We start from the raw sequence: 25,487 nt of genomic DNA, 5'->3' as shown, positions 1-25,487 counted from the left end.
TGACCAAAGTTGCTTGGTTTCTTCCATTTCAAATCAGTCAGCATCTACAAATTGTCGTGCCGAAAAGTGCTTTGAAGCCTTTTCCAGCTTGAATTAATTAGCGCCAGCTGAAGCTAATATCGCAATTTAAATATCCGGGGCGGGTGCTGAAATCCAAGTTATGTAGATCAACAAAAATCTTCATCTTGCATCGTAGTTGCAAAATGAAGATTTTTATATATTTGCAACATTGATGCAAATGAATGAGGCCTATGCACTAACGATTTCGACTTATGATAAAACTTATCCGCCATATTTTCGTCTGTATCATTTTACTCCATTTTTTGAGCATTAACTCTATTCGGCTGTCTGCGCAAACAGTAGAGAAAAAGCTTACCGGGCACACCAGAGATCCAAACGGCAAAGCGCTGGCAGGTGTGAACATCCAGCTGAGCCATATAAAAAATGGGACGGCACCTGAGGGAATTGTGAGCGATTCGGCCGGACGGTTCAGTATAGTGCTTGGTGGTAATAAAAGATATGTTATCACCGCAACGTTGATGGGGTTTAACCAGGTCACAGATACGGTTTCGACCGATGGCGATGCTTCCAAAGAAATCCTTTTTGATATAGTGCTAAACGAAACAGCCTCTGAATTGCAGGCGGTGACCGTTACATCAAAAAAGCAGACTATTGAGATGCAGCATGGAAAGCTTATCTACAATGTACAAAACAGCGCATTAACCTCAGGCTCTTCGGCGCTGGACCTGCTCCGTAAGGTGCCGGGCGTAAGCTTAGGACAGGACGAGCAAATCATGTTGAAAGGATCCAGCGGGCTCAATGTGATGGTAGACGGAAAAATGACCTATCTCTCAGAGCAGCAGCTGATCCAGCTTTTAAAAGGGATGAATGCTGAAAATATCAGTAAAATTGAGGTTATTTCTGCACCCACAGCTGAGTTTGACGCCGCAGGGAATGCGGGTATTATCAATTTTGTCACTAAGAAAAACACGCAGAGCGGTTATTCCGTTGATTTCAGGAGCGGCGTTTCAAAAGGTAAATTCTGGATGGTGAATGAAAACATAACCGGGAGTTACCGAACAAAAAAGCTAAATATTTTTGGCACCCTGGACTTCAATACGCCCCACACTTTTATGAAGAGCAGTAGCGGCAGCAGTATTGTTGAGCATGGCGAAAGGGTGTATTTGAAAAGAGAACTCAGGACACCGCATAAAATCAATTTTTACACTTACAAATTGGGTGCTGACTGGCAAATTGCCCCCAAACACCAGATCAGCGCGGGATATAGCGGCTACCTGGATGATTTTGTTAAAGACAATGCTAGTTCGACTGTACGAAAGTTGGATGCTCATGGCAAGTTACTGGGAGTAGTCAGGTCCAATAATTATCTGGAAGAGCCCTATTATTACAATGCGACCAACCTGAGCTACAAGTTCGACATTGATAGTCTGGGAAAGAAGGTTACTGTCGACGGGCATTATATTTCTTACCGCAATAACTCGGATGGAGTACTATCGACGGATATTCAGGATTATGGCGAGCAGGCTTCTGTGGTCAATAAGCTGCAAGTGCACCAGCCCGGCATCGTTACAATCCGCTCCATTAAAGCAGATATCGAATTGCCTTTCGATATGGTCACTTTGAAGGCCGGGGCCAAATATGCCTACGTAACCAATGATAATCAGTTTACGTTTGATTCGCTTTCCAACGGACAATTTATTGAAGCGTCTTCGATGTCAAACCATTTTAAATACGACGAGAAAATAGCCGCATTGTATATTTCAGCCGCCAGGAAATTGGAAAGGACGAGCATTGAAGTCGGCTTGCGTTTAGAGTCAACCGTTGCTGCCGGGCGTACCGTAAAACAGGGAATAGAAAACCATTGGGACTATACCACATTATTCCCATCTTTAACCATTGACCACACGATTGACTCCCATAATAAAGTTAATATCTCAGTCAGCCGGCGTATCAACAGGCCTGGTTATGCAAGCCTTAATCCGGTCAGATGGTATGCCGACCAGTTCTTTTACTATTCAGGAAACCCATACTTAAAGCCTGAAATGGCCTGGCTTTTTTCCGCCGATTACACCTTCAAAGATAAATATGTATTGACGGCCAGCTACGGGCGCAGAACCAATTATCTTTCAAGAAGACTGGTCATAGAGGAAAATACGAATGCAATTATCAGTCAAAGTGCCAACTACGATAATATGCAGCGCCTGGATTTGCTTGCATCAGTCCCCATACAGCTTTTCCCTTTTTGGGAAGTCCAAATAACGGGTGGCATCAATCATACCCGTTACCCGATACCGCTGCTCGAAAAGGAAAAAACGTTCAGTCTATGGGCAAGCAGTCTGATCATTAGTCAGCAGATCAAATTGCCTGCTGGATTTAACATGGAAGTTTCAGCTAATTATACCTCGGATGAGCTCTGGGGCATTTATCGCAGGAGAAGCGTCTTTTTTGCGGACGTGGGTCTGAGAAAATCGCTGTTTAAAGGCAAAGTTGATGCGCGTTTTTCTTTTAATGACTTCTTGCGGACGAATTTATACAAAGGAGCCTCTCTGAGCGACTTCACAGATTATTATTATCAAGACCGTCCCGACTCGCACCGTTTGGCAATTTCGTTCAGGTATCACCTGGGTGGGAAATTACAGTCCTCACAGTCACGAAGAATTGAGGAGCAAGATCGATTGTAAGGCCCAATATCCAATAACAATAAATTCTCTATCAAAGATTTTATTTGCAACCTCGTTGCAATAATGATATAATGTTTTCTATATTTGCAACGTCGTTGCATAAGCGTTTTGCTGTGGTGCGTTTTTACAAAATATTCCCTGGACTTGCATGCTTAAATCTTTAGCGGTAATCTTTCTTTTTGCAGGATCGGAAACAGCAATTGCTCAGTCGAGTTTGCCGCCAAACCATGTTGGCCAACAAGAGAGTTTAGCAGTTAAAGATACAGCCAGACAGCTCCAAACGGTTCACATAACCGCGCCATCAAAGGAGTCACAGATGCAGAAATCCCCTCAAAATATCACCGTAATAAACACCAGGCTGTATTATAAGACCAATCAGAGCGTTCTTGATATCTTAAGGCGAACAAGTGGTATTAAAATACGGACAAATGGAGGTTTCGGGGCGAAAGCCGATTTCTACATCAATGGTATCAGTGGTAAACAGATCAAATTTTTTCTTGACGGCGTGCCGCTCAGTGCACTCGGGGAGACTCAGGGGATTAACCTGATACCATTAGAACAAACATCCAGTATTGAAATCTATAAAGGTGTTATACCTGTTTTTTTGGGGTCAGATGCGCTCGGAGGTGCGATCAATATGGTTTCGCGCAACGAGAATAAAAACTTCCTGGACATCTCGACGGCCATTGGCAGCTATGGTACGACAAAAAGTAACATCAATGCCAGAAAATTTTTAACCCAGCATTACTACCTTGGAATAAGCGGTAGTTATAACAGATCGGCCAACGATTATAGAGTGTCTGTTGAGGTGCCAAATGAATTTGGCAATCCGCAGACAAGAAATGTCAGGCGTTTCCATAACCAGTTTAAGTTCTATAACGCAAAATTTCAGACGGGCTGGATCAATACCAGATGGGCTGATGATCTCTCTGTTACCGGGCAGTTGTCGCATACTTATGATCAGATACAAAATAATGTGATCATGACCCAGCCTTACGGGCAGGCTTATAACGAGGATAACCTTTCGGGGGGCGTGCTGCATTACAAGAAGCGGGATGTCTTCAAAAACGTGCACATCAATGGTTACGGCTCGTTTTATAGAGTCAAAGGCTTTTTTGCCGACACTACTTTGAACGTCTATAACTGGGAGGGAAAAATTGTCGACAGAAGGGCAATGGGTGGCGAGATATCGACTTCAGGGAACCTGCTTACCAGCAGCAGCAATGTTTTCAACACACAGCAGTCTGTCAGCTGGCAGGCTGTGGAGCATGTGATACTGTCTGCTTCCAATACATACCAGCAGTATTTCCGCAATGGTAACGACCCATTTTCGAGCTCCTTCTATGGGTTTGACTTTTACGGTAATCCCCAGAAAATGAGAAAAAATGTCAGTGGGGTCAGCGCGGAATCCAAGCTGCTGAAAGGAAGGCTTATCAATATTACATCATTAAAATTTTATAACGCATCATTTGGGGGAAACAAGCTGGTTGACGATGCAAGTATTCCGATCAGCCAATCCATTCACAAAGCGGGATACAACACCGCATTTACGTATTTTCTCAAAGAGCAGTTGTTTTTAAAAGCGTCTTATGAAAAGGCGGTCCGTTTGCCGGATGAAACAGAGGCGTTTGGCGATCTGATGCTCTTAAAACCAAATCCTGGCCTGGTGCCTGAGCTCTCCGATAATTTCAATTTTAATGTGGTATTAAATTCAGAGTTCGTGGATTTTGAAGCCACTGGTTTTCACCGGAGCATTGAAAACATCATTTACCTGAGATCCACCCAGTTTTCTGCGCAGTACCAAAATCTATTGAAAGCAAACATTACAGGATTTGAATTTTCAACCAGGATCAGGCCGCATAAAATGGTTAAGGTCGAATCAAACCTAACCTTTCAAGATATCAGAAACCAGTCTACGGTAGAAAATGCAGGCATCAACAATGAGCGCTACATGGGGGCCCGGCTACCCAATATTCCCTATCTGTTTGCCAACGCGGCAATAACTTTCACAAAGGATAATGTGCTTAATAAATCCAGTTTAATCCAGTTTTACTGGAACTGCAATTACACCAACAGTTACTTTTTATACTGGGCGGTAGACGGAGACAAAACCCTGAAAAACATCATCCCAACGCAGTTTGTCAACAACCTTGGGCTATCGTTAACCCATCACAAATCTGGGCTCTCATTTTCAGCGGATGCCAGCAATATCTTTAACAACATGCTCTATGACAATTTTAAAGTGCAACTGCCCGGACGGAATTACAGCTTAAAACTTCGCTATTATATATCAAAAAACAGAACATAAGATGAAAAACAAGATTTACAATTTAGCCACATTGCTCTTGCTGGGTACTTCTATTATAATCAGCAGCTGTGACAACGATAAAGAAGAACCCGAAGCAGAAAAGGCGATCAACTATGCAATGACTGTGACAGGCGGAACCTACCCGGATCAGACTACATACTTTCTAGGGACCAAGGATCTTCCCTCCGGAACAGTGGGAACGGCTTCGGCGGCTGAGCTTGCCAGTAACGGCATGATGTTCAGCTACGGCGGTTATGCTTACGTGACTACATTCGGAGCACCGGCAACGCTGAGAAAATATAGTTTTGATCAGGCAGCAAAGCCTACCGAAGTTGCTTCGTTTATCGTGCAGGGCTTGAAAACTTTCGGTGCGGTCGATTTTATCAGTGAAACAGAAGCGTATGCGGCCAGCAACAGCTACGGTGGTGTGCCCAAACTGGTAAAGTTTAATCCCACCACCATGCAGATTACGTCAACGATCGACCTGACAGCACTTCAGAAAACAGGAGCGACGCAAATATTTTACCTGGGGATGACCCACCGCGACGATCAGATTTTTATGGGTTGCAATTACCAGGCTGGCTTTAACAATCTTGCGGATTCGGTATATGTGGCCGTGATCGGACGGACATCCGGAAAAGTTGAAAAACTTATTTCCGACGGCCGGACAGGTATGATATGGAGCAGTGGAACCGCAAGCGGGTTTTCGGGCGGGAGCCTTGTACTCGATGAAAGCGGGGATATTTATGTGCATGGAACAGGCAACGGAACTGGCGTGCCCAGCGGTGTAATCCGCATTAAGAAGGGGGCTACAACATTTGACAAAGACTATTTCCTAAACCTGAAAACTGCTACCGGAGCTGATTGCCTTGGCCTGATGTATTATGGCAATGGAAAAGCGCTGACCTGCCGGGCAGATGTTGCTGACAATTACCCGTTTGATGGTGATGTGCCTAGTTACAAGTATTATAGGATCGACCTGGCTGCAAAGACTTCTCAGGGGGCACTTGCCGGCATCCCGGATGTGTTTGGATCTTCTGCTTTTATCAGCAAATGGGATAACAATATCATTTATATCAATTCACCAGGTGCGACGGCCAACTCGGTTTATTCGCTTACGATAGCTGATGGCAGCGTCAAAAAAGTATTCGATTTAAGTTCAGGCATCTGCAATGGTTTTACCAAATTAAATTGAGCATTCCATGATTGAGGTAAAAGATCTGACCAAGGAATATAAGGATCATAAAGGGCTTGCAGGCATTTCTTTCAACGTCGAAAAGGGAGAAATTTTTAGCCTGGTAGGAGCTAACGGTGCAGGGAAGTCGACTACGATCAAAATCCTTACCAATCAGCTCCGGCCTACTTCGGGCTCAGCTGTCATCGATGGTTTTGAGATTAGCGGCAACTATCAACAGATACGGCCGTTGGTCGCTTACCTGCCGGAAAACTTGATGCTTTATGGTTATTTGACCGGGATCCAGAACCTTGAGTTTTTCTGCGGGATATCCGGTCTTCATTACACCCATGAAGAGCTTGGACTCTACCTTGAGCAGGCAGGACTGGAATCAAAGCATTTTAACAAACGGCTTGACAATTATTCGAAAGGCATGCGTCAGAAAGTCGGTATTGCGTTCGCATTGGCAAAAAGGGCGAAAATCCTTTTTCTGGATGAGCCTACTTCCGGTCTGGACCCTAAAAGTATCGCAGAGTTTTCTTTGCTTTTAAAAAATCTCAAGCAAGCAGGGATGACGATTTTAATGACTTCCCATGACCTGTTCCGCACCATGCAGGACGCAGATAAAATCGGGATTATGAGGGAAGGGAAACTGCTTGAAATCGTAAATCCCGAAAGCCTGAGTTTTCAGCTGCTGGAAGAGAAGTATATGCTTTACATGAATTAGCCGTGAAAAAGGAAAGATTTATAAAAGGGGATGTCGGCCAGCTGATCTTGTCCAATGCATTTGCGTCGTTAGGTGCAGTTGCATTGCTGTCCATTGATGCGTTTCTGGACGGGATTATTCTTTCCCGGCTTCTGGGGCATCAGGCGCTTGGAGCAGTAACGCTACTTTCCCCTTTTATGATCTTTCAATCTGCTTTGGCGAGTCTTGTAGCTACCGGCGCATCTGTTTTAATCAGCAGGGCGGTGGGGGAAGATAATGATTTGAGAATTCTGAGCATTTTTAAAAACATGCATATTCTCGCTGTAGTGCTCGCAGTAATGTGTCATTTAGCTTATCTGATTGTTGGTGATTGGACGCTTCATACGCTTAGCTCAGACGAGCAGGAAATTTTGTATGCGCATGAGTTCTATAGCATTTTTTCCGCAGGGACTTTGATTGTCATTCTTTCGCAGGGTTATGGGGCGCTGATGCGTAGCAGCGGACAGTTTGGGAAAGTAAGCATGCTGCTGCTGCTTTCTGTCTTAATCAATGTGTTGTTGTCCCTTATCTTAATTCCAAAAATAGGAATCGCCGGGTGTAGCTGGGCAATGCTGACCTCCCTTTTGGTTTATAGCTTTCTTGCATTTAGTCAAATCCAAAGCACATATCGAATCAATTTTAGGGGAAGAATAAGCAGAGAGGTGATCACAGAGATCTTTTCGATAGGCTTTTCATCATTTATATTTCAATCAAGTAATATTTTCAGGCAGGCACTGATCATAAAATTCATCAGCATACATTCAGCTGGTGATACGGCCTTTTATGGAATCATAAGCCGTGTAATTGCCTTGATGGTAATTCCGACACAGGCGTTGTTTCAAAGCTTCCAACCGACATTTATTGCCAATTTAGGAGCAGGTTTACAAATGCGGTGCCAACAGGCAATCTTGGCTGTAAAAAGGTATTCGGTCATTGCTGCTACTATTCTTTGCGCCGCGGCCTTCTTTTTGGCTGAAAATATCTTTATCCTTTTTTTTCCGGAGCTAAAAATACCTAAGCAGGCATTTACAGCTTTCCGGATGTGCTTGCTGCTGGTTTTGTGTTATCCGTTATCAGCGCTTTCGTTTGTGCTACTCCAATCGTCAGGCAATCACAAGCAAGCGGTAGTAATTTCCAGCGGAAGAGAGGTGGTTTTGCTTTTGCCCTTGTTGCTGCTCTTGAATCAAACCGGCCTGGCAAACGGGGTATACATCGCAATTGTGACGGAGGTAATAATTTACACATCATTGATTTACGTCTTTGCCAGTATAAAAATGAATTCTTTGCTATCTGTGAAAACTTTAAACAACCAGGTATATGGAAGTTGAGCTAATTAAAAAGAATGTTTCGGAGAACGGGTTTTATCATTTAAAAAATGTTAGTCAGCATTTCGTTGACAAGATTGTCTATGAGCTTGGGACGACACTTTTTATTACAGACATTATTGAAAGGGATAATGGACGCGTTTTGAACTCGTCAACGGATATGTTTCTTCACACCGATCAGCCAGATGCCCACTACCTGATCTGGCACTGCTTAAAACAAGCCGAAACAGGAGGTGAAACGGTTCTGATGGACGTTCAACTTGCTTTTGATTACCTGCCTGCAAAACACCGTAATGCGCTTGCAGAGATCCAGCTGAAACTGGACTTCCAGCGTGGGGACCAAACGCACCCTTTTTATGATAATGGTAAATTTTTTTACAGCCCGTCGCTGCTGCTTCAAAATTATTCGCTGGAACAGCAGCTGGCAGTTGCTGCATTTAAAACAGCTATTGAGCTCGCCCCGAAACTCATTATTAAACTGGAAGACAACGATTTTTTTGTGCTGGACAACACCAAATTCTTACATGGGAGAAAGTCGTTTAAGGCGCTATCCAATAGACATCTGAAACGCTATCTGATCGCTGATTTTCAATTAGCATAAAAACATTGGGCATTCATCAAGATTGCCGAAAACATTGTGTGCACAACAATTGGGGGAGGCTGAAAACCCAGGAGAGAGTAAGCAGAAATGTTTAAATCCTTAGAAAATGAACAATGTTCAGGTTTCAAAAAGTGAGTTCATTGCAGCCCTTTTGATGTTGAAAGAAGCTGAAATGGTAAAGAGCAATACAGTGAAAACCAAGCCATGCTGCGGTGGTCATTGCAAAGTAGGTCTATAATTCTAACAAGCAAGCGGGCTACTGTTTAGCCCGCTTGTCTAAATTGAAAGCTATGGAAGCACTAAAAACGCTTTATAAAAAGGAGCCTGATCTGCAGGCAATTCTTTCATACCAGGATGAGAACATTATCAGCCGGTTCGTCGACAGTTTTGACGTTACCTGGGAGCAAGCCGAAGATGTATTTCAGGAAACAAAAAAATTTCTGGTCATGGGAAGGCTTCCAGGCGTTTTTATGTTTGATGATATTTTGATCCTGGACGAAATGTGGCATAACTTCATTTGCTTCACACGTGAATATGCTGCTTTTGGGGAAGCCTATTTTGGTGAATTTCTGCACCATTTACCTAATACAAAGGCAGAGAAAGAGAGCGTGAAGGAATTGGCGGCACAAAATCCTGAAAAAGCCCAGCAGAGTTATCTGGAAAGTCTCAAAGTCACGATGGAGTATTGCTATGATGCTTTTGGTGAAGAGACAGTAACGAAATGGTTCCAAGTTTATCCGATCATGTATAGCAAAGAAAATATCAAACTGCTAAGAAAGCATTAAACGAAAAGGTCCGGAGATGGTACTTCGATTACTCATTAAAAATGAATGGAAAATGCTGGCCGGGAGTGCTGTTTTGAAATGGCTGACCGGATCTGTGCTGATATTTTGGCTGGTCGCCTTAGGCATTAGTTTGAATGAATACCAATACGAAAGCCAGATGCGTGCTTTCTATAAAAAGCAGCAAAGGCAGACCTGGGTTGAGCAGACCCCTAAAAACCCGCACATGGCCGCCCATTATGGTACATTTGTTTTCAAGCCAGCCAATCCGCTAAGCTTGCTTGACAAAGGGATCAGTAATTTTTCCGGAACCTTCATTTACCTGGAGGCCCACAGGCAGAACGATTTTGTATGCAGCCCGGCACAGAATTCTTCCAGTTTCATTCGGATGGGCGAGTTCAATATCAGTTTCCTGCTTCAGTTTGCGATCCCTCTTTTGATCATTAGCCTCGCAGCTGGAATGTTCAGTAAGGAAAAGCAAGACGGTACGCTGGGCTTCATGACCGCTAATTCGATCGGTGCCAGGCCCATTTTTTATGCAAAATCAGCTGTTCTGCTCGGGTTTACTGCTGCACTTACTTTGGCAATATTTGCCGGGACTCTTTTAGTCTCAGCTATTTTTGGCGTACAGTGGTCTGTGGGCCACATAATGGCCATTATCGCATTGTTTTTATCTTATCTTCTTTTTTATTGGTGTTTGACAAGTCTTTCATTGCTAGTTTCATTTGCCGTCGAAAGTTTCAAATCCGCTTTCCTTATAAGCTGTTTTACCTGCATTTTTCTTTTTTTTTGGTTTCCAAAGCTGACTGCAAACTTTGCTGACCGGCTGTTTCCATTGCCTACGAGCCTGGTATTCCGTGAAGCTGTCCGTAAGGAAATTGTGAATGGTATCGACGGTCATAGTATGGGAAAAAGGGAAGAAGCGGTTATCGACTCCATGTTAAAAAAGTACAACGTAGATTCTACCAGCAAGCTGCCTGTCAACATTGACGGAATATTGCTCACGAAAAGCGAGGCATATAGTTCTTCGGTTTACGATAATCATTTTAAAGACCTTCAAGAAAGGATTGCCCGACAGCAAAAGCTAAGTAGTTTGCTGGGTATATTTGACCCTTTTCTTTTGATTCGCAACATCAGCTTTGCCATTTCCCGCAATAGCATTTACGACGAGTTCGCATTTCGCAACGAGGCTGAGATTTACAGAAACTATTATGTGCAGGAGCTGAATAAAAATATGACGCTACATTCCAAAGAATCTGAATTCCAGACCTACAAAGTCGGCAGCGCTGTATTTGGCAGTATTAAAGACTTCGATTTTTCTCAGGCAGGAATTCCAGAAAGTATATTCCGCTGTCTTACAGATATCCTGGTTTTGCTCTCACTTTTGCTTTTCATTCATGTCCTAATATTTAGAACAGCCTCATGAAAAATTTGTTCAGACATGAATTCTATCTGTTAAAATCAAGTCCGATTTTTTGGATTTTACTTTGCTGCATTTTTCTGGCAACGATTTACAGCCTGGATAACGGGCGCAGATATTATGACAAGCAGCTTGCTACCATTGCGGAGCTAAAATTGAAAAATGAGGAGGCCCTGAAAACAGCAATCGGCAGTTATAGCGCAGATACCACAACTGCGGAAGGACAGAAAAGTTATTATGGGACAGCCGAAGCATCGCATGCTGTTTTCAATTCCCGGTTGAACGTATTCTGGGAGCCATCTGCACTAAGCGTGCTCAGTATTGGAAACAGGGATTTGTATCCTTACTATCAGGAAATCCTGCCGATCAGTCTTTACATGCGTTTGTTTAAAAACGAGATATCAAACCCGATGACGCTTCTGAGCGGCAATGTGGATTTTTCGTACATCATCATTTTTCTAGTCCCGCTTTTTCTGATTGCGCTCACTTTTAATCTGGTAGCTTTTGATAACGAGACTGGCGTTGCGCCATTGATAAGAATGGATGCGTCTAATTTATATGTGCACTACGGATGGCGATTTGGATTTTACATGCTAATATCTGCACTGCTTCTGGCAGTCCTTTTTGTTTCTGCTGTATTATTCCTTCCCAAAGAATTTTCTGCTGATAAATTGGTATTACTTTATTTGGTCAGCCTATTATACCTGGGGTTTTGGTTGGCGCTTTCCTACTTTGTTAATATGGCTGGCTGGTCAGCTGTGAAAAATATCAGTCTTCTGCTGAGTTTTTGGCTGTTCTTTACCGTATTGCTTCCTTCCATAGCTAATCAGTATACGATTTACAAATATCCGGTCGAGACCGAGAAACTGACCCAGAATATCAGGCGCGTACAGCTTACAGGTGGTGAGCCGCAAATGAAACAGATTCTTGAAAGGTTTTATAAACACTATCCTGAATATAAACAGCTGTCCGATCCGGAAGATATCATGTTTACCCGCGCCTATTTGGCACAAGGTGAATTTAACGACTTACATGGAGATAGCCTGTTTAACAATCTTGCTTCAAGGATGCAGCAGAAAAGTAACTTGCTAAGTACTGTCGCCTGTCTGGATCCCGCCATGTTTATGCAGCAGCTGTTTTGCAGACAGGCCAGTACTGATCTACCGGATTATCTGGCATATCTGAATTACGTCAGGGAATATAATAATCAGGTTAAGAGGTTTTATTTCAAACACATCTTTGGAAATAACCTAATCCTTCGAGAAGAATACAAAAAAAGCTATCCGCAATTTCCTCAATGAATGATATGGTGATTATCTATTATACAAGGCATTTAGAACATGTCAAGTGAACCCCAAAATTATTGAGCCAGAGGAATGTTAGGCCGACTGCCAATAGGAGAGCATCAAAAAGTGTGGGGCAATTGATTCTTTGATAACTTGAGAAGGATTTGAAAACCTTGGCGGCTCCACCTTGTCATGAAAGTAAAAAACGTTGTCCATCCATCTGTCATTGACCCCAGATCCGCGGTCTATCATTTGAAGGTACACATTCTGAATATTTCGCCAATGATCTACCGGCGCTTTATCATTGACGGCAATACGCATATTGCAGAGCTGCATCATTTGATACAGATGATGATGGGCTGGGAAAACCAACATTTACATGTTTTCCATATCTGGGGAGTGGATTATGGTATTGCTTATGAAGGAGGTAACTATTATAGTGATGACCCCAGTGAAATTTTTATCGGAGATTTAGGTTTGAGGGCCGGAGATAAATTTTCATATGTTTATGATTTTGGCGATTACTGGCAACACGAAATCCGTGTAGAGAAAGTTGAGAATATCAGGCCAGGGTATCATCACCCAATTTGCACAGCTGGTCGAAGGGCTTGCCCTCCGGAAGATGTCGGTGGCCCTTATGCATATCAGGATGCTTTGATAGGCCAATTCAGCTGGATCCAGGAAACCTTATCAAACGTACTGGAAAGTATTGAGAATGGAGAAGTTCCGGACCTTGATTTGGATAATGCCCCCTGGTGGTATCTTAAGCATCGCAGTGAAGTGTTCGACAAGGAAAAAATGAACCAGGCCTTGGCAAAAATGTATCCAAAAAAAGGGTGACGGTAAATTTTGGAGATCCTTGGGTGGTTACGATGCTTATTTTGATGATTAAGAGTAGCACTTTCTGTATCAATAAAACCTACAGTTTATTTCAGTACGTTTACTCACTTATAGAGCTTCGGCGTCACGCGTAACCCCGCTTTGTTCTGTGGCAATAAGTCTGTATTCAAAATCATGTTCTGTGCCACATACCAAGCATTGAAATCCCACTTGCTTAACTGATCTTCCGGCGTATCAGATGGGGGAGCGTACATGTCCTTTGTGGTGCCGGCCTTGCAGTTAATCATGGAAAGATATGTTAGTAACTCATCTTCCATCTGATGGCCGCCCTTCCCATATTGTGACCAAATGGCAACGAAAGCAAAATGGTGATCTTGTAATAATTTAATTGCCTGAGTAGTCATTCCAGTACCATTCAGGATTAGATAGCTCTGTGATGCTGGGTTGATAGAGTTCGGTTTCTTGCTATTCCAAGTCAGGTATGTATAAAAATCTGGTGCGCCTTCAAAGATATGCAAGGTGCCGTTTTCTGAGCCTTTCACGGTAGTTGGAAAGAAGCTCACAGCTTTCGCTCCGACCGTGGTTTTTTCGTATCCCCTACCCCGGTCAAACCGGACTTCAAAGCCGCCTTCATTGTTGCGTATGCCGATTCCGGTGTAGGCTCTTTTAACGTTATTTATAGCGTTAAATTTAACGTCTTTAATGTACGGCGTGACCGCGTCCGGATTGATACACCGGCTGACCAGATATTGCACTCCCTTGGACATTCCACGGCCGACATACGTCCGAAAATTATTTGCCGTGATTAACTCGTAAAACGGCAATTCAGGATCCATTGGTTTATTCTCCATGCGGATGGTGGGGATGGCATATCCTTTGCCGACTGTGCGCTCAATATAACTGAGTGCATCGGAAACGTCACGTAGGTCGCCACACCTCATGGCCAGCTCGATTATGCTGCCTCCCCTACCCTCTCCGTGGTCATACCAAGCGAACCGGTCTTTAGTCAATACGAAGCTGGGCGTATTCTCTTCCCGATAAGGCGCACGATACCACTTACGTCCCCCTGACATTTTGGCACATGCGTGGCCAAGGTTTTCAAGGAATTCGTCAAGCGGGATGGATTTTGCGTCCTTTACGTTCATTTTTTAATTTTTTTCTAATAAATATTTATTTAATATAGAACTATTTGTAGTTATTAACTAATTTCTTAGTTTAAATTACTCCTCCCTTCATTCGCATAAATGAGTTTTCCACAAATTTTTCCGCTAATAGTAGTAAAGAATTAATTGTTTTTTATTTTAAAGGGTTCCGGGACAAAATCACGGTAACTTTCGCGACAAAATCACGGTTAATTTTGAGACAAAATCACGGTGCATAACTACCTTATACACAGGGTTTTCCACATGTTTATCCACACAAAAAATCATTTTACCGTAATTTTGTCGTAATATTAGCATTCAATTACTTGATAATGAGATGGTTGTTTATAAAAATATACCCATACCGTGATTTACTCGCAAAAATCAATCTAATGTATTTATAATCAATCAGTTGCCGAACAAACCTAGCTGTTTTGGTATAGGCGTCGGGCTGTTGTAAAGCATTAAGCCTCTGGTGCCTTTCTGCTCGATCCGGGCATCAGTGTATAGACAACGCACAAGATCCCATGTCTTCTTAAAATTCGTCCGAAAGTCCGTCATACGGGTGTATTCTCCGCCAAACTGGTCTTTAAGTGTCTTCCATGCCAAAAACTGCGGCTTACCCTTGGGTATGCGGTGTAACCGGTGCGCCAGAAAACAATACAGGTCGATGGCCGTCGCATTGTTGCTCAAGGCTGCAAGGTGTAGCTTAGGCAGCGGTACAGCATGCTCAACCAGATTTGTAAAATATTGCTCTGACAGTTCGATCTGCTCAGGCCAGCGCTGTTGGTTTTCCGACCCTTTAAAAACAGTAAATCGGCTAACGATAGGCATGTTGGTGTTATCCTGCCACTCTGCGCCGTCGAATGATAGCCGCATGATGGAATTAGATAGCCGGGCTATTTGATCGCGTACAGCCGATATTTGGCTCCCTCCGTCCGTCATTCCAATTTCCTTGACAAACTGCGTCAGGTTGTTGCTGGACACGTCGATAATGCGGCTCTGGCTCTGTACGGCTATGGCGTTCAGGTTGGCAAGGATAATCCGCGCCTTAGTGCCGTATGGCAGTCCCAAATATTCCTGCTTATGCGTGGCCGGGTTCATCACCGGCAGTGGGATCACGGTCATAGTAAATTTGCCACTGTCTGTCTCCCAGACCTCATTTGGCGTCAATGGCTCCCGACGCGGTAGAAACACCTGGCACATGGCGGCTGCTTGGAAAAGGATTTCCCGGTCGTCCGGTTCTTCCTGGTATGCTTCGTAAATCAGCTTGGATCGGCGTATGGCGACTTTGGATGTTCCATCTGGTTTCGGTTTTTTAGCGGCCATAGGTCGATATTGTTTTAATTTTCAAAACCGTTGTTTCGGGTTCATAATCTACATCTACTGGGCGTTCGGCGTTTTGGTCGCCAAACCACTTGCGCAGCTGTTCCCAGGTAATCAGGTCATCATTAAACCACACCTGACTATACTTTGGATTGTAAGCCCAATCGCCATTGCCGTACTTACAGTCCAGCTCAAAAAGCGTTAATCTTTCGATTACTTTGGCACTCATTTACTGTTTAATTTAACGTTAAAATTGGTGTTATAATCGACGTTATATGGCTGGCTCCGCTGCACTTGATTTTAACTGATCTGTACGAGCCAGTCCTCTGATCACTGAACACTGTATTTACGGCGCTCACGCTCGATCTTTTCCTGAACGGCTTCAATTACCCAATCGTGAACTGATATCGTGATTTTACGGCTGCGGCTTTTGGCAGGGCGCTTGTCTCGCAGCTCTTTGATCGTTTCCATTTCGTAAACCGTCATGATTAACTTGATGCTCTTGGTGGTATTAGGATCCAAAGGTCTATCAATGCTCTCGACCGTGGTTTTTCCGCCTTTGTTTATTATAGCGTCGATCTGTTGCTCCGATACCTTTTTCTTAGGCGGTGACAGGGATATTGACATGGCTTATGCGTTTAAAAAGTTCTGTGATTTCGTTAATAGCTTTCGCGTCTGACTTCTCCCCCATTTCAAACACTGTCAATCCGGACGCGCCTGCGTTTGGGTATGCCTTGCGGTTCTTTATGGGGCAATCAACAAAGGTCATTTGCTCTATGCCTGCCAAAGCTTCTGCTGATTCTCGATTATCTGCGCTTGTAATATCTGCGCGGTTTAAAAACGTGTATGCGGTTAAAGGCGTGGTACGACCTGACTGTATCTCTTCTAGAATTTCCGTGAATTTCGACAGCGTCCAGATATCATGGCTACGGGGCTGAATTGGTATGATAGCCACATCAGAAACGAATAAAGATGCTCTTTGGCTGGTTGTGTCTCTTCCACCCGTATCTATAACGATATGGTCATACTTTGGCTTCATTGATTCAACTTGCTTTCTCAGATTTGCCCCTACAAGCTGCACCAGTGTGTAACCTACATTTCCTTCGAGGGTCTGCTCTCTCCAAGCGGTAAAGTCGCTTGCGGTACCCTGTTCATCAGCATCAACAAACAAGACGTCAAAACCCTGTTTAGATAACCATACGGTGAAATGTTCCGCGATAGTGCTGCGTCCACTCCCACCTTTTTCACCTGCTGTTGTAAAAACCATATAACGTTAGTTTAAACATGTAATTTAATGCCAATTTAGGCATATTTTTTTAAGTAAAAAATATGCCTAAATTAATGTTTTTATTAATGTTAAATTAGTGTCTCTTTTAATGTTATTTTTAACGTTAATCTACGTGTAAACGGTCATTTTGGCAAGAGGGAATGATACTGATGTCACGCTCGACCAGGAGAATCCCAGGCGCGTCCGATTGGTGTAGCGGATCTAAACTATAATGAGTAGGGGAGACCTGTATCGTGAAAGAGCGATTTGTGAGACACAGTAAAAATTCAGTGCTATTGTCAAGAAATCAAAATGCGCAGCTATGGAAAACGACAAAAAGGAAATTTGGTTAAATGAGATTATCGACTCACTACGTCTATGCTTTGATGGAAATGGTTTTTTTGCATTTCATGAGAGTGACGAAAATAAAGCTGCCAATGCATTTACTGGCGCTGTCGGTGGACTGGGGATGGAGCCGGAAGACTTCATTAACCTTGCAATAGGTCAAGCGCGGCTGATGTACACGGACGAGAAAGTTTTGGTAGATGCACAGCAATCGATTAGGGATTTTGTTGAAAGGCAGCTTTGGTTGCAACTAAAGATTTGGGAAAATTTGGGGTTCAACTTCAATCCAGAATACTACTCGGATGTGGAAGCACTAAATACGATCATTCGCATTACCGGCGGTAACTTCCGGTTAATTGATCGGCTTTTTAGTCAAATCACCAGAATAATAAAGGTTAACCAGTTGACATTTATTAGTAAGGATGTGGTCGAAGCAGCCCGCAAGTGTCTATTAATGGCCTAGGGAACACTCGTAACTGAATTAATTTCGGCAATTTAATTTTGAAGAAACCCGGCCAAAAATTGTTAAAATTTACACCCAGGGCTGCTTAACTGGATCGACCCCAGGCTTTTTTATGCTCTCCTTGTTTTGTTAGATATATTTTTAACTACATCATCGAGTTCTCTGGCTGATATGAGCAGATAGTCCAGAAGTTGCTCCCGGTCTTCGATGAAGGTCTCCCCATCTTGTAACATAGCCACGAGTCCCATAATTCGGGCTAACGGTGCGCGGACCACATGCGATTGCAGGTATGCTATTTCACGTAATTTGTTGTTTTGGTCTTCTATTGCCATGACATAATGATACCGTTCAGTCATGTCCTGGGCAATCATAAGTTTAGCAGGTTTTCCCTTAAATTGAATGAGATTACTTTGAATGTCTACATGAATAACGCTGCCATCTTTCTTTACATGCCGACAAATACCTTGTTGCATATTTCCATCTGTAATATTGTTGAGATTGAGTACCTGCTGTAAATGCGGCAAATCTTCAGAAAGTCTGATATCGTTGATCGTCATATTCAAAAATTCCGCTGCGCTATATCCATAATTTGCAATTGCCGCCTGGTTGACTTCTAGAAATTGCAAGGTTCGTAAATCAAAAACCCACTTGGGCAAAGGACTTAGCTGGAACAATGAGCTATAATTACGTTCTGATTCTTCGAGTGCAGTAGTGATTCTCCTGCGCTCGGTATTATCTCTGAAATAAACTGATAGTCCATTTCCAGACGGATATGCACTGGCATCATACCACCTTTGAAACGGAAGATAAAAATCTTCAAAATGAACCGCCTCGTTGGTTTTTACAGCCTGCGTAAGTTTCTTATACAAAGTAGATCCAACCGCATCCGGAAAAACGTCCCATAGCTTTTTATTTAAGACATGATCCTTTGGCTGCGCAAATAGCCTTGCGGCTTCTTTGTTCCAGTAATTTACAACCCAATCTTTATCTACAGCAAAAAATGCATCTCCAATGCTTTCAAGAATGCTATTTTTCTCTGCTAATGTTTTTATGGCTATCAGTTCGGCAGTCTTTCGAACATTTATATCCTGGAAACTACCACGTATCCTGACACATTTTTTAAGTTCAAATTCGGGTTCCCCAATCACCCGTATCCACTTTACATTGTTTTTTGCAGTTACTATTTGAGCTTCAATATCGAACGATGAGCATTTTTCGATGGCCAGGTTTAATTGTTTGGTAATTTCCGCCTTGGGGCCATCTCGATAGAAGTTGATGGCGGATGCCATGTCCGGCTCATAATCAGTATCTACTTCATGGATTTCCTTTGTAATTGCAGACCAGAAAACGGTCCCTTTTACAAGATCTATTCCCCATCCACCAATCACGGCAAGTCTGGTCACATTATCCAATAATTCTCCCTGCTCCTTCTTTTCGGTAATATTCTTTGCTACTGCAAAAATCTGACCATTTTCAGTCGCGGGTGTAGAAGTCCAGGCAAGCCATTTGACCTGCCCTGACTTCGTTATACAACGGTTTTCAAAATAAAAAGAGCCCCCTCCGTTTTTGTTGGTCTGCAAATCCCGCATTACTTTGAACTTGTCATCGGGGTGAATAAATTTCACGACGGGATTGTCCATCAGCTCTTTTTCACTGTACCCGAGCAACTCCGACAAGGCCGGATTGATCTTTTTAAAATAACCGTCCATTCCCACAGTACAGATAATGTCCGGAGCATGATGAAATATCTGATCGTACCCTTGTTCGAGTTTTCGGCTTTCAGTAATATCTCTTTCCACTGAAATCCAGTGCGTATACCAGCCGTTTTCATCGGCAACGGGCGTCACTGCAAGGTTGATCCAGAATTCTTCACCATTTTTTTTATAATTAATAACTGCGATTTCGCATGATTCCCATTTGTTCAGGCAGCCCCTGAGCCTGTCGAGCTCTTTCCTGTCTGTTTTTGGTCCTTGAAGAATCCGGGGTGTTTTGCCCAGTATTTCTTCCGAACAGTAACCAGTCATCTTTGTAAAAGCATCATTGACGAATAAAATCTTTGGACCCGGCTCGTCCTGCGGTTCAGCTTCAGTAATCAAAATGGCATCCTTGGTATTGGTGATGACCGATTCGAGAAGCCGTAAATGATTTGCTTCCTGTCTAAGCTTTTCTTCACCGAGTTTACGCTCGGTAATATCAGACCTGATTGTCACATACTGATAAGGCTTTTGTTTTTCGTCCAGAAAAGGAACAATTGTCGTGTCAACCCAATAATACTGCCCGTCTTTGGCCTGGTTTTTGAGCTCTCCCTTCCATACTTTCCCATTTGCGATTGTTGTCCAGAGATCACGTATGTAAACTTCATCATGAAAAGAAGAATTTATGATCCGGTGATCCTGACCAATAAGCTCATGAGCGCTATATCCCGACACATGACAAAAATTCTCGTTTACATACCTAATAATACCTTTCTGGTCTGTAACGGCGACAATCGCCGATTCGTCCAGGGCATATTTGTACGCGTATAGCTCCCTGTTGCTTTTATCGAGTAGCTGACTTGATTTTTTGATTGCAGAAACATCCTGATATTGGCATACCATAGCATGTACATCCGGCTCTTCAAGCAGATTTGTAAAAGTGGCCTCTATCCAGATATAAATTCCACCAGGTCCAAGTAACCGGAAACCAGTGGATTTTGAAAGTCCCTTGGTCTTTAAAAGATTGTGAAGTATCTGGATAATATCCGCTGCATCTTCGGGGTGAATCAGATTTTTCAAGTTTTTCCCTAGCATATCTTCGTCAGCCCAACCCGTGATTCGAACCGCATTGGGACTTCTGTATGATATTTCAAAAGATGCATTCAACAATGATATAACTTCAAAGCTATGCTCAAGAAGCATAGTCATTGCACGATCACTGAGTAGTAATTTTAAGTCCATATAATTTATTTAAATATGAGTAATTACTATTCTCTTCAAAACTACTTGGACAAATGACACTTTCAAAAACGCACACTAAACTAATTTTGTGTTGCAATGGAAAAGAAAACAATCATTCCTAAGGTAATAACGGGGGCCGCCGATACGATGATGATCAGTTGGTCGCAGTATTTCGGAAGCTTCTCATAGTATGGGATTAGGCGATAACTTGGTTGAAGAAAAATTCAGGTTCCTGGATGGTAAAATGATACATATTGTTGCCCGGTGGAAATATATTAGTTATCCGCAATCAACTTATATTCAAGTAGTTGATTCTCTTTCAGGAGCGGTATATACTGAGAGTTGCGCATTGTTGCCGTCGTTAGGCTAGTCGCAAAAGGGAAGCCAGTTTTGGAAATGACCAATGCATTTTAAAACGCGCGGCGAACCGTCCATAATAGTAAATGAGGTTTTCGTTACAAATGGGCGAAAACATACGCTAAGAAACCGCAACGGCGGCCGCTATCAACTCTGATCGTATAAATAGTTTTTGCCACTTACTGAACACAAGACGCTGTTTTCTAGGTTTAACTACCCTGATGCCTTCGTTTATTAGAGTTTGGTGCCATTAAGGGCTACCTTGTAGATATTGTACCAATCCGCCTACCATATGTTTGCACCAGAACCACACCATATCATTGCAATAGGTGCTTCGGCGGGCAGCCTCGAGGAAATTAATACTTTTTTCGACCATACCCCAGTCGATGGTGTTTCCTATGTCATTGTCCAGCATTTATCTGCCGAGTTCAAAAGCCGTATGGTTGAGCTGCTTTCCAGGCATAGTAAGCTCGTCGTCCAGCAGGCCGAAAACGGCATGTCAATACGGGGCAATCAGGTATATCTGATTCCAAATGACAAGTTTATGACCGTTCGAGGGCACTGTCTTTTTTTAAGGGGCAGAGAAAATGACCGCAGTCCCCATATGACAATCAATACTTTTTTTTCATCGCTGGCAGCAGATTATGGCCCAAAAGCAATTGGGGTAATCCTTTCGGGAATGGGATCGGACGGCACCGACGGTATCAAGGCCATAAAGAAAGCGGGCGGCCTGGTCATCGCCCGAGAGCCGGAAGGTACAGAGTTTCACAGCATGCCTGCTAACGCGATCGCAACCGGGATGGTTGATTTTATTCTTGACCCCGCATCCATGCCTGCGGTAATAGAAGATTATGTAAAACGGGACCTGGATTTAATGGCTTCGGGTATTAATGATGAGCAGCACCTGGTCGAAATCATCGAAATGATCAATCAGCAGTTACCTCTTGACTTTTCTGATTACAAACAGTCCACCATCCTGAGAAGAATAAAAAGAAGGGCAGCGTCCAATAACTTTGGCGAGCTGGAAAGCTACATTGAATTTGTTAAAGCAAATCCCCAGGAATTAGAAGCACTTGCCAAAGATTTTTTAATTAGCGTAACAGGCTTTTTTCGCGATACGGAGGCTTTTAATTTCATCGAAACCCAGGTAATTCCTGCTATTATTAAAGCCCTTGAACCGCAACAAGAGCTCAGGATGTGGGTAGCAGGCTGCGCTACCGGGGAAGAAGCCTATTCGCTGGCTATGCTTATCAGTGAGCAGTTAGGTGATAAAATCAATGATTGTGTTGTCAAGATCTTCGCTACCGATATCGATAATGGAGCATTGGCACATGCTGGTAAAGGGATGTATCATTCCGGGATCATGGGCAATGTATCAAAAGACCGTCTTGAAAGGTTTTTTTTACTGGAAGGCGATAAGTACAGGGTAAAACCTGAGCTTCGTAAGATGGTGATTTTCGCCCAGCATGATCTGGTAAAAAACCCACCATACTGCAATATGCATTTTGTCAGCTGCCGTAACCTTTTGATCTACATGACACCGGCACTACAAAAGAAAATATACCTGATGCTGCTTTTTGGCCTCAGACAACATGGCTACCTGTTTTTGGGGTCCAGCGAAAATCCCTTGCCGATCATGCAGAGCCTGGAAGTGGTAAATAAAAAATTAAAAGTGTATAAGAACCTGGAAGCCAATCAGGCTATCAGGTTTGATTCATTTTCATTGCCCGAACTTTCTTATAAAAGACCTGCTGATCCGTCCTTTACACAAGAAGAAATTTTGAAAAGCCCGGACCGTACCCTTGGCGATGCGGTCAGCGAGACTTTGAGCAAAAATCAGAACGAGCTAGTCATATGTATTGATCAAAATGAAAGGGTCCTGAAATTCTATGGGGATAATACAAAATTCCTACTTCAGAAAATCATGACAAGCGATTTAACGGAGCTGCTTCCAGGTCCGTTGTCCATAGCTTATAAAACAATGATCAATCAAGTAATCAAAACCGGAGAATCTTCCTGTGTTAACGGAATAAAAATAAAACAGGACCAGGATATCGTTGAAGTGACTTTGTCGATCATCCCAATGATTTTTAAAGGCCGGCCCAATGGATTTTTGGTAGTCTGTATCCACCAGGACAAATTACATCAATTAACCGCAGATAGCGATCTTGCTTTTGATGAAGAAGTTTATCTTAATAAGTACACACTCAGCCTGGAGCAGGAAAACAAGGAGCAAAAGGAAAAACTTGCTGTTTCGAGTGAGAAATTGTACTCGATGAATGAGAACATGCAGTCATTTAATGAGGAGCTGTTGTCTGCAAACGAGGAAATGCAGAGTACAAGTGAAGAAATGCAATCAATCAATGAGGAGCTGCACACCATCAATTCCGATTACCAATTTAAAAATAAGGAGCTTCTAGAGCTCAATGACGATCTCAATAATTATTTCCGCAGCAACATCAACGGACAGCTGTTTATAGACAGTGAACTTCGGCTGATAAAATTTTCCCCTGGCGCAGTCAAACTGATTAACCTTGTTGACAGTGATATCGGAAGGCCGTTGGGCAACATTTCTACCAATTTCAGGATCGAGACCATTATTGAAGATATCAGGCAGGTACTGTCCAGTGATGATCTGGTGGTAACAAAAGAAATTGAAGCCCAAAATGGCAACTGGTACCAGGTCATGACGATGCCTTATATCCGTCACAGCAGCAACAAAACCTCAGGGGCTATCATTACATTCAACGATATCACTGAGCTTAAAAGAACGCAGCAGCAACTCGATAAAAAAAATGAGATCCTGATGCGTATCAATTCTGACCTTGAAAATTTTGTCCATACGGCCTCACACGATCTTCTGGACCCGCTAAACAGCATAGAAGGAAGTATCAACGTGATGAATGCAATCAATGTAAATGATCCGGAGCTTAACGAATTTTTGCGTATCATAAACACCTCGGTGAAAAAATTCCGTTCCCTGATCAGTGAAATTGCCGTAGTGGCTAAAATTGAAAACGATTCTTTGCTAACCGAATTGGTCGACATGGATGAGCTGTTGGATAACATCGAGTGGAGCCTGAGTGAGAAGATCAAATCCAGCGGGGCAGTAATTAAAAGGCACCTTCAAGTGAAACATGTCGTATTTTCCAAAAAAAACTTGCGAAGTATACTTTACAACCTTATTTCAAACGCAATTAAGTACAGATCAGAACGCTCGCCAATCATTGATGTGCGTATTTCAGACGAAAATGACCAAACCATACTTTCAGTCCAGGACAACGGAATGGGGATAGATAATGGTCATGTAGATAAAATTTTTGATAAATATAGCAGGCTCCATACCGAGATTGATGGTCATGGGATTGGGCTATACCTGGCCAAAAAGATAGTCAACGCATCAGGTGGCACCATTACCGTCGAGAGTGCGCCTAAAAAGGGAAGTAAGTTCACAATTCAATTTAGTAAAATGCCTGCTGATTTGTAAATAATAATTAAAGATGAAGTCATGCGCTTGCTGTTTCAAAGATTAATTTAAGTTCCTTTGCCAACAGTTTTATTGATCCCGTTTTTTGGAAGAAATGATAATTGTATTGTTTCAACTCATCGAGTGTTTGTTGTGAAATAAGGCCAGAATATACAATAAGCTGGCAGTTATCAGGTATTACCCTGTTTAATTGGTTTAGGCAGTCCATTCCCTGGATGCCGCCCAGGTTCCAATCCATAAATATGAACTCAGGAATTGATTTTTCGTCAGAGCTTATTAATTTGATTGCCGTAGGGCAGTTGAACGCAAAAAGACATCTGACCGGCAAGAGCGTTTGACTAAGGGCTTCCCTGAAAATTTCATGTTCATCATCATCATCGTCAATAAGCATACAGATAGTCGTTTTTTCCATTTCTAATTACTTAAATCATTTTCTAATGGTTCTTCATTTAGTACTTCCAGGAGCAATTAGCTGATAAGGGGTTTACTATAATTCGTCTTCATTACTTATCAAAAGCATCTCCATGTATTGATGGGCCTTATTCCTCGATATATTTAAGGCCACCGAAAGGATAGACCCGCTTTTGTACTCACATTTACACATTTTTATTTTAAATTCTAAAAACGCCTCAATCATAACCGTATTTGCAATTTCATCTTTAAGCACTAACCTGCAAATTACCCCATACATTGCAGGTCCATACCTGTCATAGAAGTACTCATAAGCAGTTCTCTCATTGTCTTTTAGACCAATAGCAAGCTCTTCCTCAGTATATAAAAGACCGTTTTTCACAAGTACGAGTATTATAATATTCAACTTGCAACAACCGTGCCTTGCTTCAATTTTAAGAATATGTATTGTCCTGATATAGCTTTACATTAAAGCAACTCAGGATGAAAACAAAAGGGAAGAAAGTTACGGTCAAAAATCGAAAACCTTACGAGCGTTTAAGCGAAAGGGAAAAAAGGAAGATTGTGCAT

General features: G+C 42.7%; 20 protein-coding genes. 12 read left to right on the top strand and 8 right to left on the bottom strand.

Translation table 11 applies throughout. The features are described 5' to 3' along the window. The first annotated feature begins 272 nt into the window (after window positions 1–272). The 10 genes from ABIO93_RS03330 (at window position 273) to ABIO93_RS03285 (ending at window position 13,183) form a co-directional block, all read left to right on the top strand. Window positions 273–2,702, top strand: coding sequence for an outer membrane beta-barrel protein (locus tag ABIO93_RS03330; RefSeq protein WP_348064419.1), 2,430 nt, complete (start codon window positions 273–275; stop codon window positions 2,700–2,702). A 316-nt stretch (window positions 2,703–3,018) separates the two neighbouring features. Further along, window positions 3,019–5,010, top strand: a complete 1,992-nt coding sequence (locus tag ABIO93_RS03325; RefSeq protein ID WP_348064417.1) for a TonB-dependent receptor — start codon at window positions 3,019–3,021, stop codon at window positions 5,008–5,010. A gap of 1 nt (window position 5,011) precedes the next feature. Next, on the top strand, window positions 5,012–6,205 hold the full coding sequence (locus tag ABIO93_RS03320; protein WP_348064415.1) for a hypothetical protein: 1,194 nt from the start codon (window positions 5,012–5,014) through the stop codon (window positions 6,203–6,205). A 7-nt stretch (window positions 6,206–6,212) separates the two neighbouring features. After that, entirely contained in the window at window positions 6,213–6,911 is a 699-nt protein-coding gene (locus ABIO93_RS03315; RefSeq protein WP_348064413.1) for an ABC transporter ATP-binding protein, read from the top strand. 47 nt (window positions 6,912–6,958) lie between these two features. Beyond that, entirely contained in the window at window positions 6,959–8,257 is a 1,299-nt protein-coding gene (locus tag ABIO93_RS03310) for an MATE family efflux transporter (protein WP_348064411.1), read from the top strand. Beyond that, window positions 8,247–8,855 carry a TauD/TfdA family dioxygenase gene (locus ABIO93_RS03305; protein ID WP_348064409.1) on the top strand — a complete coding sequence of 203 codons (609 nt, stop codon included), beginning with the start codon at window positions 8,247–8,249 and terminating at the stop codon, window positions 8,853–8,855. The genes ABIO93_RS03310 and ABIO93_RS03305 overlap by 11 nt, the downstream gene beginning before the upstream one ends. A 290-nt stretch (window positions 8,856–9,145) precedes the next feature. Continuing rightward, complete coding sequence (locus ABIO93_RS03300; protein ID WP_348064407.1) at window positions 9,146–9,640, top strand: hypothetical protein; 495 nt, start codon at window positions 9,146–9,148, stop codon at window positions 9,638–9,640. 16 nt (window positions 9,641–9,656) lie between these two features. Further along, entirely contained in the window at window positions 9,657–11,063 is a 1,407-nt protein-coding gene (locus ABIO93_RS03295; RefSeq protein WP_348064405.1) for a DUF3526 domain-containing protein, read from the top strand. Next, window positions 11,060–12,358: a DUF3526 domain-containing protein gene (locus ABIO93_RS03290; RefSeq protein ID WP_348064403.1), complete on the top strand. Its 1,299-nt coding sequence runs from the start codon at window positions 11,060–11,062 to the stop codon at window positions 12,356–12,358. Before ABIO93_RS03295 ends, ABIO93_RS03290 begins: the two co-directional genes overlap by 4 nt. Window positions 12,359–12,535: 177 nt before the next feature. Next, window positions 12,536–13,183, top strand: coding sequence for a plasmid pRiA4b ORF-3 family protein (locus ABIO93_RS03285; RefSeq protein WP_348064401.1), 648 nt, complete (start codon window positions 12,536–12,538; stop codon window positions 13,181–13,183). Between the two features lie 104 nt (window positions 13,184–13,287). Here the strand turns inward: ABIO93_RS03285 and ABIO93_RS03280 are convergent, their stop codons facing one another. The 5 genes from ABIO93_RS03280 to ABIO93_RS03260 all read right to left on the bottom strand — a co-directional run bounded on the left by ABIO93_RS03280 (window position 13,288) and on the right by ABIO93_RS03260 (window position 16,918). Further along, a complete protein-coding gene (locus ABIO93_RS03280) occupies window positions 13,288–14,328 on the bottom strand; it encodes a hypothetical protein (RefSeq protein WP_348064399.1) in 1,041 nt (346 codons plus the stop codon). 405 nt (window positions 14,329–14,733) lie between these two features. Further along, window positions 14,734–15,654: a replication protein RepA gene (locus tag ABIO93_RS03275; RefSeq protein WP_348064397.1), complete on the bottom strand. Its 921-nt coding sequence runs from the start codon at window positions 15,652–15,654 to the stop codon at window positions 14,734–14,736. Then, the gene (locus tag ABIO93_RS03270; RefSeq protein WP_348064395.1) at window positions 15,644–15,880 is read right to left on the bottom strand and encodes a hypothetical protein; all 237 of its coding nucleotides are present in this window, start codon (window positions 15,878–15,880) and stop codon (window positions 15,644–15,646) included. Before ABIO93_RS03270 ends, ABIO93_RS03275 begins: the two co-directional genes overlap by 11 nt. A gap of 101 nt (window positions 15,881–15,981) precedes the next feature. Continuing rightward, entirely contained in the window at window positions 15,982–16,278 is a 297-nt protein-coding gene (locus ABIO93_RS03265) for a hypothetical protein (RefSeq protein ID WP_348064393.1), read from the bottom strand. Beyond that, window positions 16,253–16,918: an AAA family ATPase gene (locus tag ABIO93_RS03260; RefSeq protein ID WP_348064391.1), complete on the bottom strand. Its 666-nt coding sequence runs from the start codon at window positions 16,916–16,918 to the stop codon at window positions 16,253–16,255. The genes ABIO93_RS03265 and ABIO93_RS03260 overlap by 26 nt, the downstream gene beginning before the upstream one ends. A 322-nt stretch (window positions 16,919–17,240) precedes the next feature. Between ABIO93_RS03260 and ABIO93_RS03255 the strand changes: the two genes are divergently transcribed. Beyond that, a complete protein-coding gene (locus tag ABIO93_RS03255; protein WP_348064389.1) occupies window positions 17,241–17,726 on the top strand; it encodes a hypothetical protein in 486 nt (161 codons plus the stop codon). 110 nt (window positions 17,727–17,836) lie between these two features. Here the strand turns inward: ABIO93_RS03255 and ABIO93_RS03250 are convergent, their stop codons facing one another. Continuing rightward, window positions 17,837–20,662 carry a PAS domain S-box protein gene (locus ABIO93_RS03250; protein WP_348064387.1) on the bottom strand — a complete coding sequence of 942 codons (2,826 nt, stop codon included), beginning with the start codon at window positions 20,660–20,662 and terminating at the stop codon, window positions 17,837–17,839. Window positions 20,663–21,311: 649 nt separating this feature from the next. Here ABIO93_RS03250 and ABIO93_RS03245 point away from each other — a divergent pair. Next, window positions 21,312–24,506, top strand: coding sequence for a chemotaxis protein CheB (locus ABIO93_RS03245; RefSeq protein ID WP_348064385.1), 3,195 nt, complete (start codon window positions 21,312–21,314; stop codon window positions 24,504–24,506). A gap of 19 nt (window positions 24,507–24,525) precedes the next feature. Here the strand turns inward: ABIO93_RS03245 and ABIO93_RS03240 are convergent, their stop codons facing one another. Both ABIO93_RS03240 and ABIO93_RS03235 read right to left on the bottom strand, forming a co-directional pair. Beyond that, window positions 24,526–24,918 carry a response regulator gene (locus ABIO93_RS03240; protein ID WP_348064383.1) on the bottom strand — a complete coding sequence of 131 codons (393 nt, stop codon included), beginning with the start codon at window positions 24,916–24,918 and terminating at the stop codon, window positions 24,526–24,528. Between the two features lie 75 nt (window positions 24,919–24,993). Further along, on the bottom strand, window positions 24,994–25,299 hold the full coding sequence (locus tag ABIO93_RS03235) for a hypothetical protein (protein ID WP_348064381.1): 306 nt from the start codon (window positions 25,297–25,299) through the stop codon (window positions 24,994–24,996). Window positions 25,300–25,487: the final 188 nt, after the last annotated feature.

This window comes from Dyadobacter sp., from assembly GCF_039919315.1.
GTDB lineage: Bacteria > Bacteroidota > Bacteroidia > Cytophagales > Spirosomataceae > Dyadobacter.
This window is presented reverse-complemented; position numbering and strand designations above follow the sequence as displayed.

Coding starts and splice junctions, on each gene's coding strand:
- ABIO93_RS03330 (WP_348064419.1), top strand. CDS start 273: ATGATAAAACTTATCCGCCATATTTTCGTCTGTATCATTTTACTCCAT.
- ABIO93_RS03325 (WP_348064417.1), top strand. CDS start 3,019: ATGCAGAAATCCCCTCAAAATATCACCGTAATAAACACCAGGCTGTAT.
- ABIO93_RS03320 (WP_348064415.1), top strand. CDS start 5,012: ATGAAAAACAAGATTTACAATTTAGCCACATTGCTCTTGCTGGGTACT.
- ABIO93_RS03315 (WP_348064413.1), top strand. CDS start 6,213: ATGATTGAGGTAAAAGATCTGACCAAGGAATATAAGGATCATAAAGGG.
- ABIO93_RS03305 (WP_348064409.1), top strand. CDS start 8,247: ATGGAAGTTGAGCTAATTAAAAAGAATGTTTCGGAGAACGGGTTTTAT.
- ABIO93_RS03300 (WP_348064407.1), top strand. CDS start 9,146: ATGGAAGCACTAAAAACGCTTTATAAAAAGGAGCCTGATCTGCAGGCA.
- ABIO93_RS03295 (WP_348064405.1), top strand. CDS start 9,657: ATGGTACTTCGATTACTCATTAAAAATGAATGGAAAATGCTGGCCGGG.
- ABIO93_RS03290 (WP_348064403.1), top strand. CDS start 11,060: ATGAAAAATTTGTTCAGACATGAATTCTATCTGTTAAAATCAAGTCCG.
- ABIO93_RS03285 (WP_348064401.1), top strand. CDS start 12,536: ATGAAAGTAAAAAACGTTGTCCATCCATCTGTCATTGACCCCAGATCC.
- ABIO93_RS03280 (WP_348064399.1), bottom strand. CDS start 14,328: ATGAACGTAAAGGACGCAAAATCCATCCCGCTTGACGAATTCCTTGAA.
- ABIO93_RS03275 (WP_348064397.1), bottom strand. CDS start 15,654: ATGGCCGCTAAAAAACCGAAACCAGATGGAACATCCAAAGTCGCCATA.
- ABIO93_RS03270 (WP_348064395.1), bottom strand. CDS start 15,880: ATGAGTGCCAAAGTAATCGAAAGATTAACGCTTTTTGAGCTGGACTGT.
- ABIO93_RS03265 (WP_348064393.1), bottom strand. CDS start 16,278: ATGTCAATATCCCTGTCACCGCCTAAGAAAAAGGTATCGGAGCAACAG.
- ABIO93_RS03260 (WP_348064391.1), bottom strand. CDS start 16,918: ATGGTTTTTACAACAGCAGGTGAAAAAGGTGGGAGTGGACGCAGCACT.
- ABIO93_RS03255 (WP_348064389.1), top strand. CDS start 17,241: ATGGAAAACGACAAAAAGGAAATTTGGTTAAATGAGATTATCGACTCA.
- ABIO93_RS03250 (WP_348064387.1), bottom strand. CDS start 20,662: ATGGACTTAAAATTACTACTCAGTGATCGTGCAATGACTATGCTTCTT.
- ABIO93_RS03245 (WP_348064385.1), top strand. CDS start 21,312: ATGTTTGCACCAGAACCACACCATATCATTGCAATAGGTGCTTCGGCG.
- ABIO93_RS03240 (WP_348064383.1), bottom strand. CDS start 24,918: ATGGAAAAAACGACTATCTGTATGCTTATTGACGATGATGATGATGAA.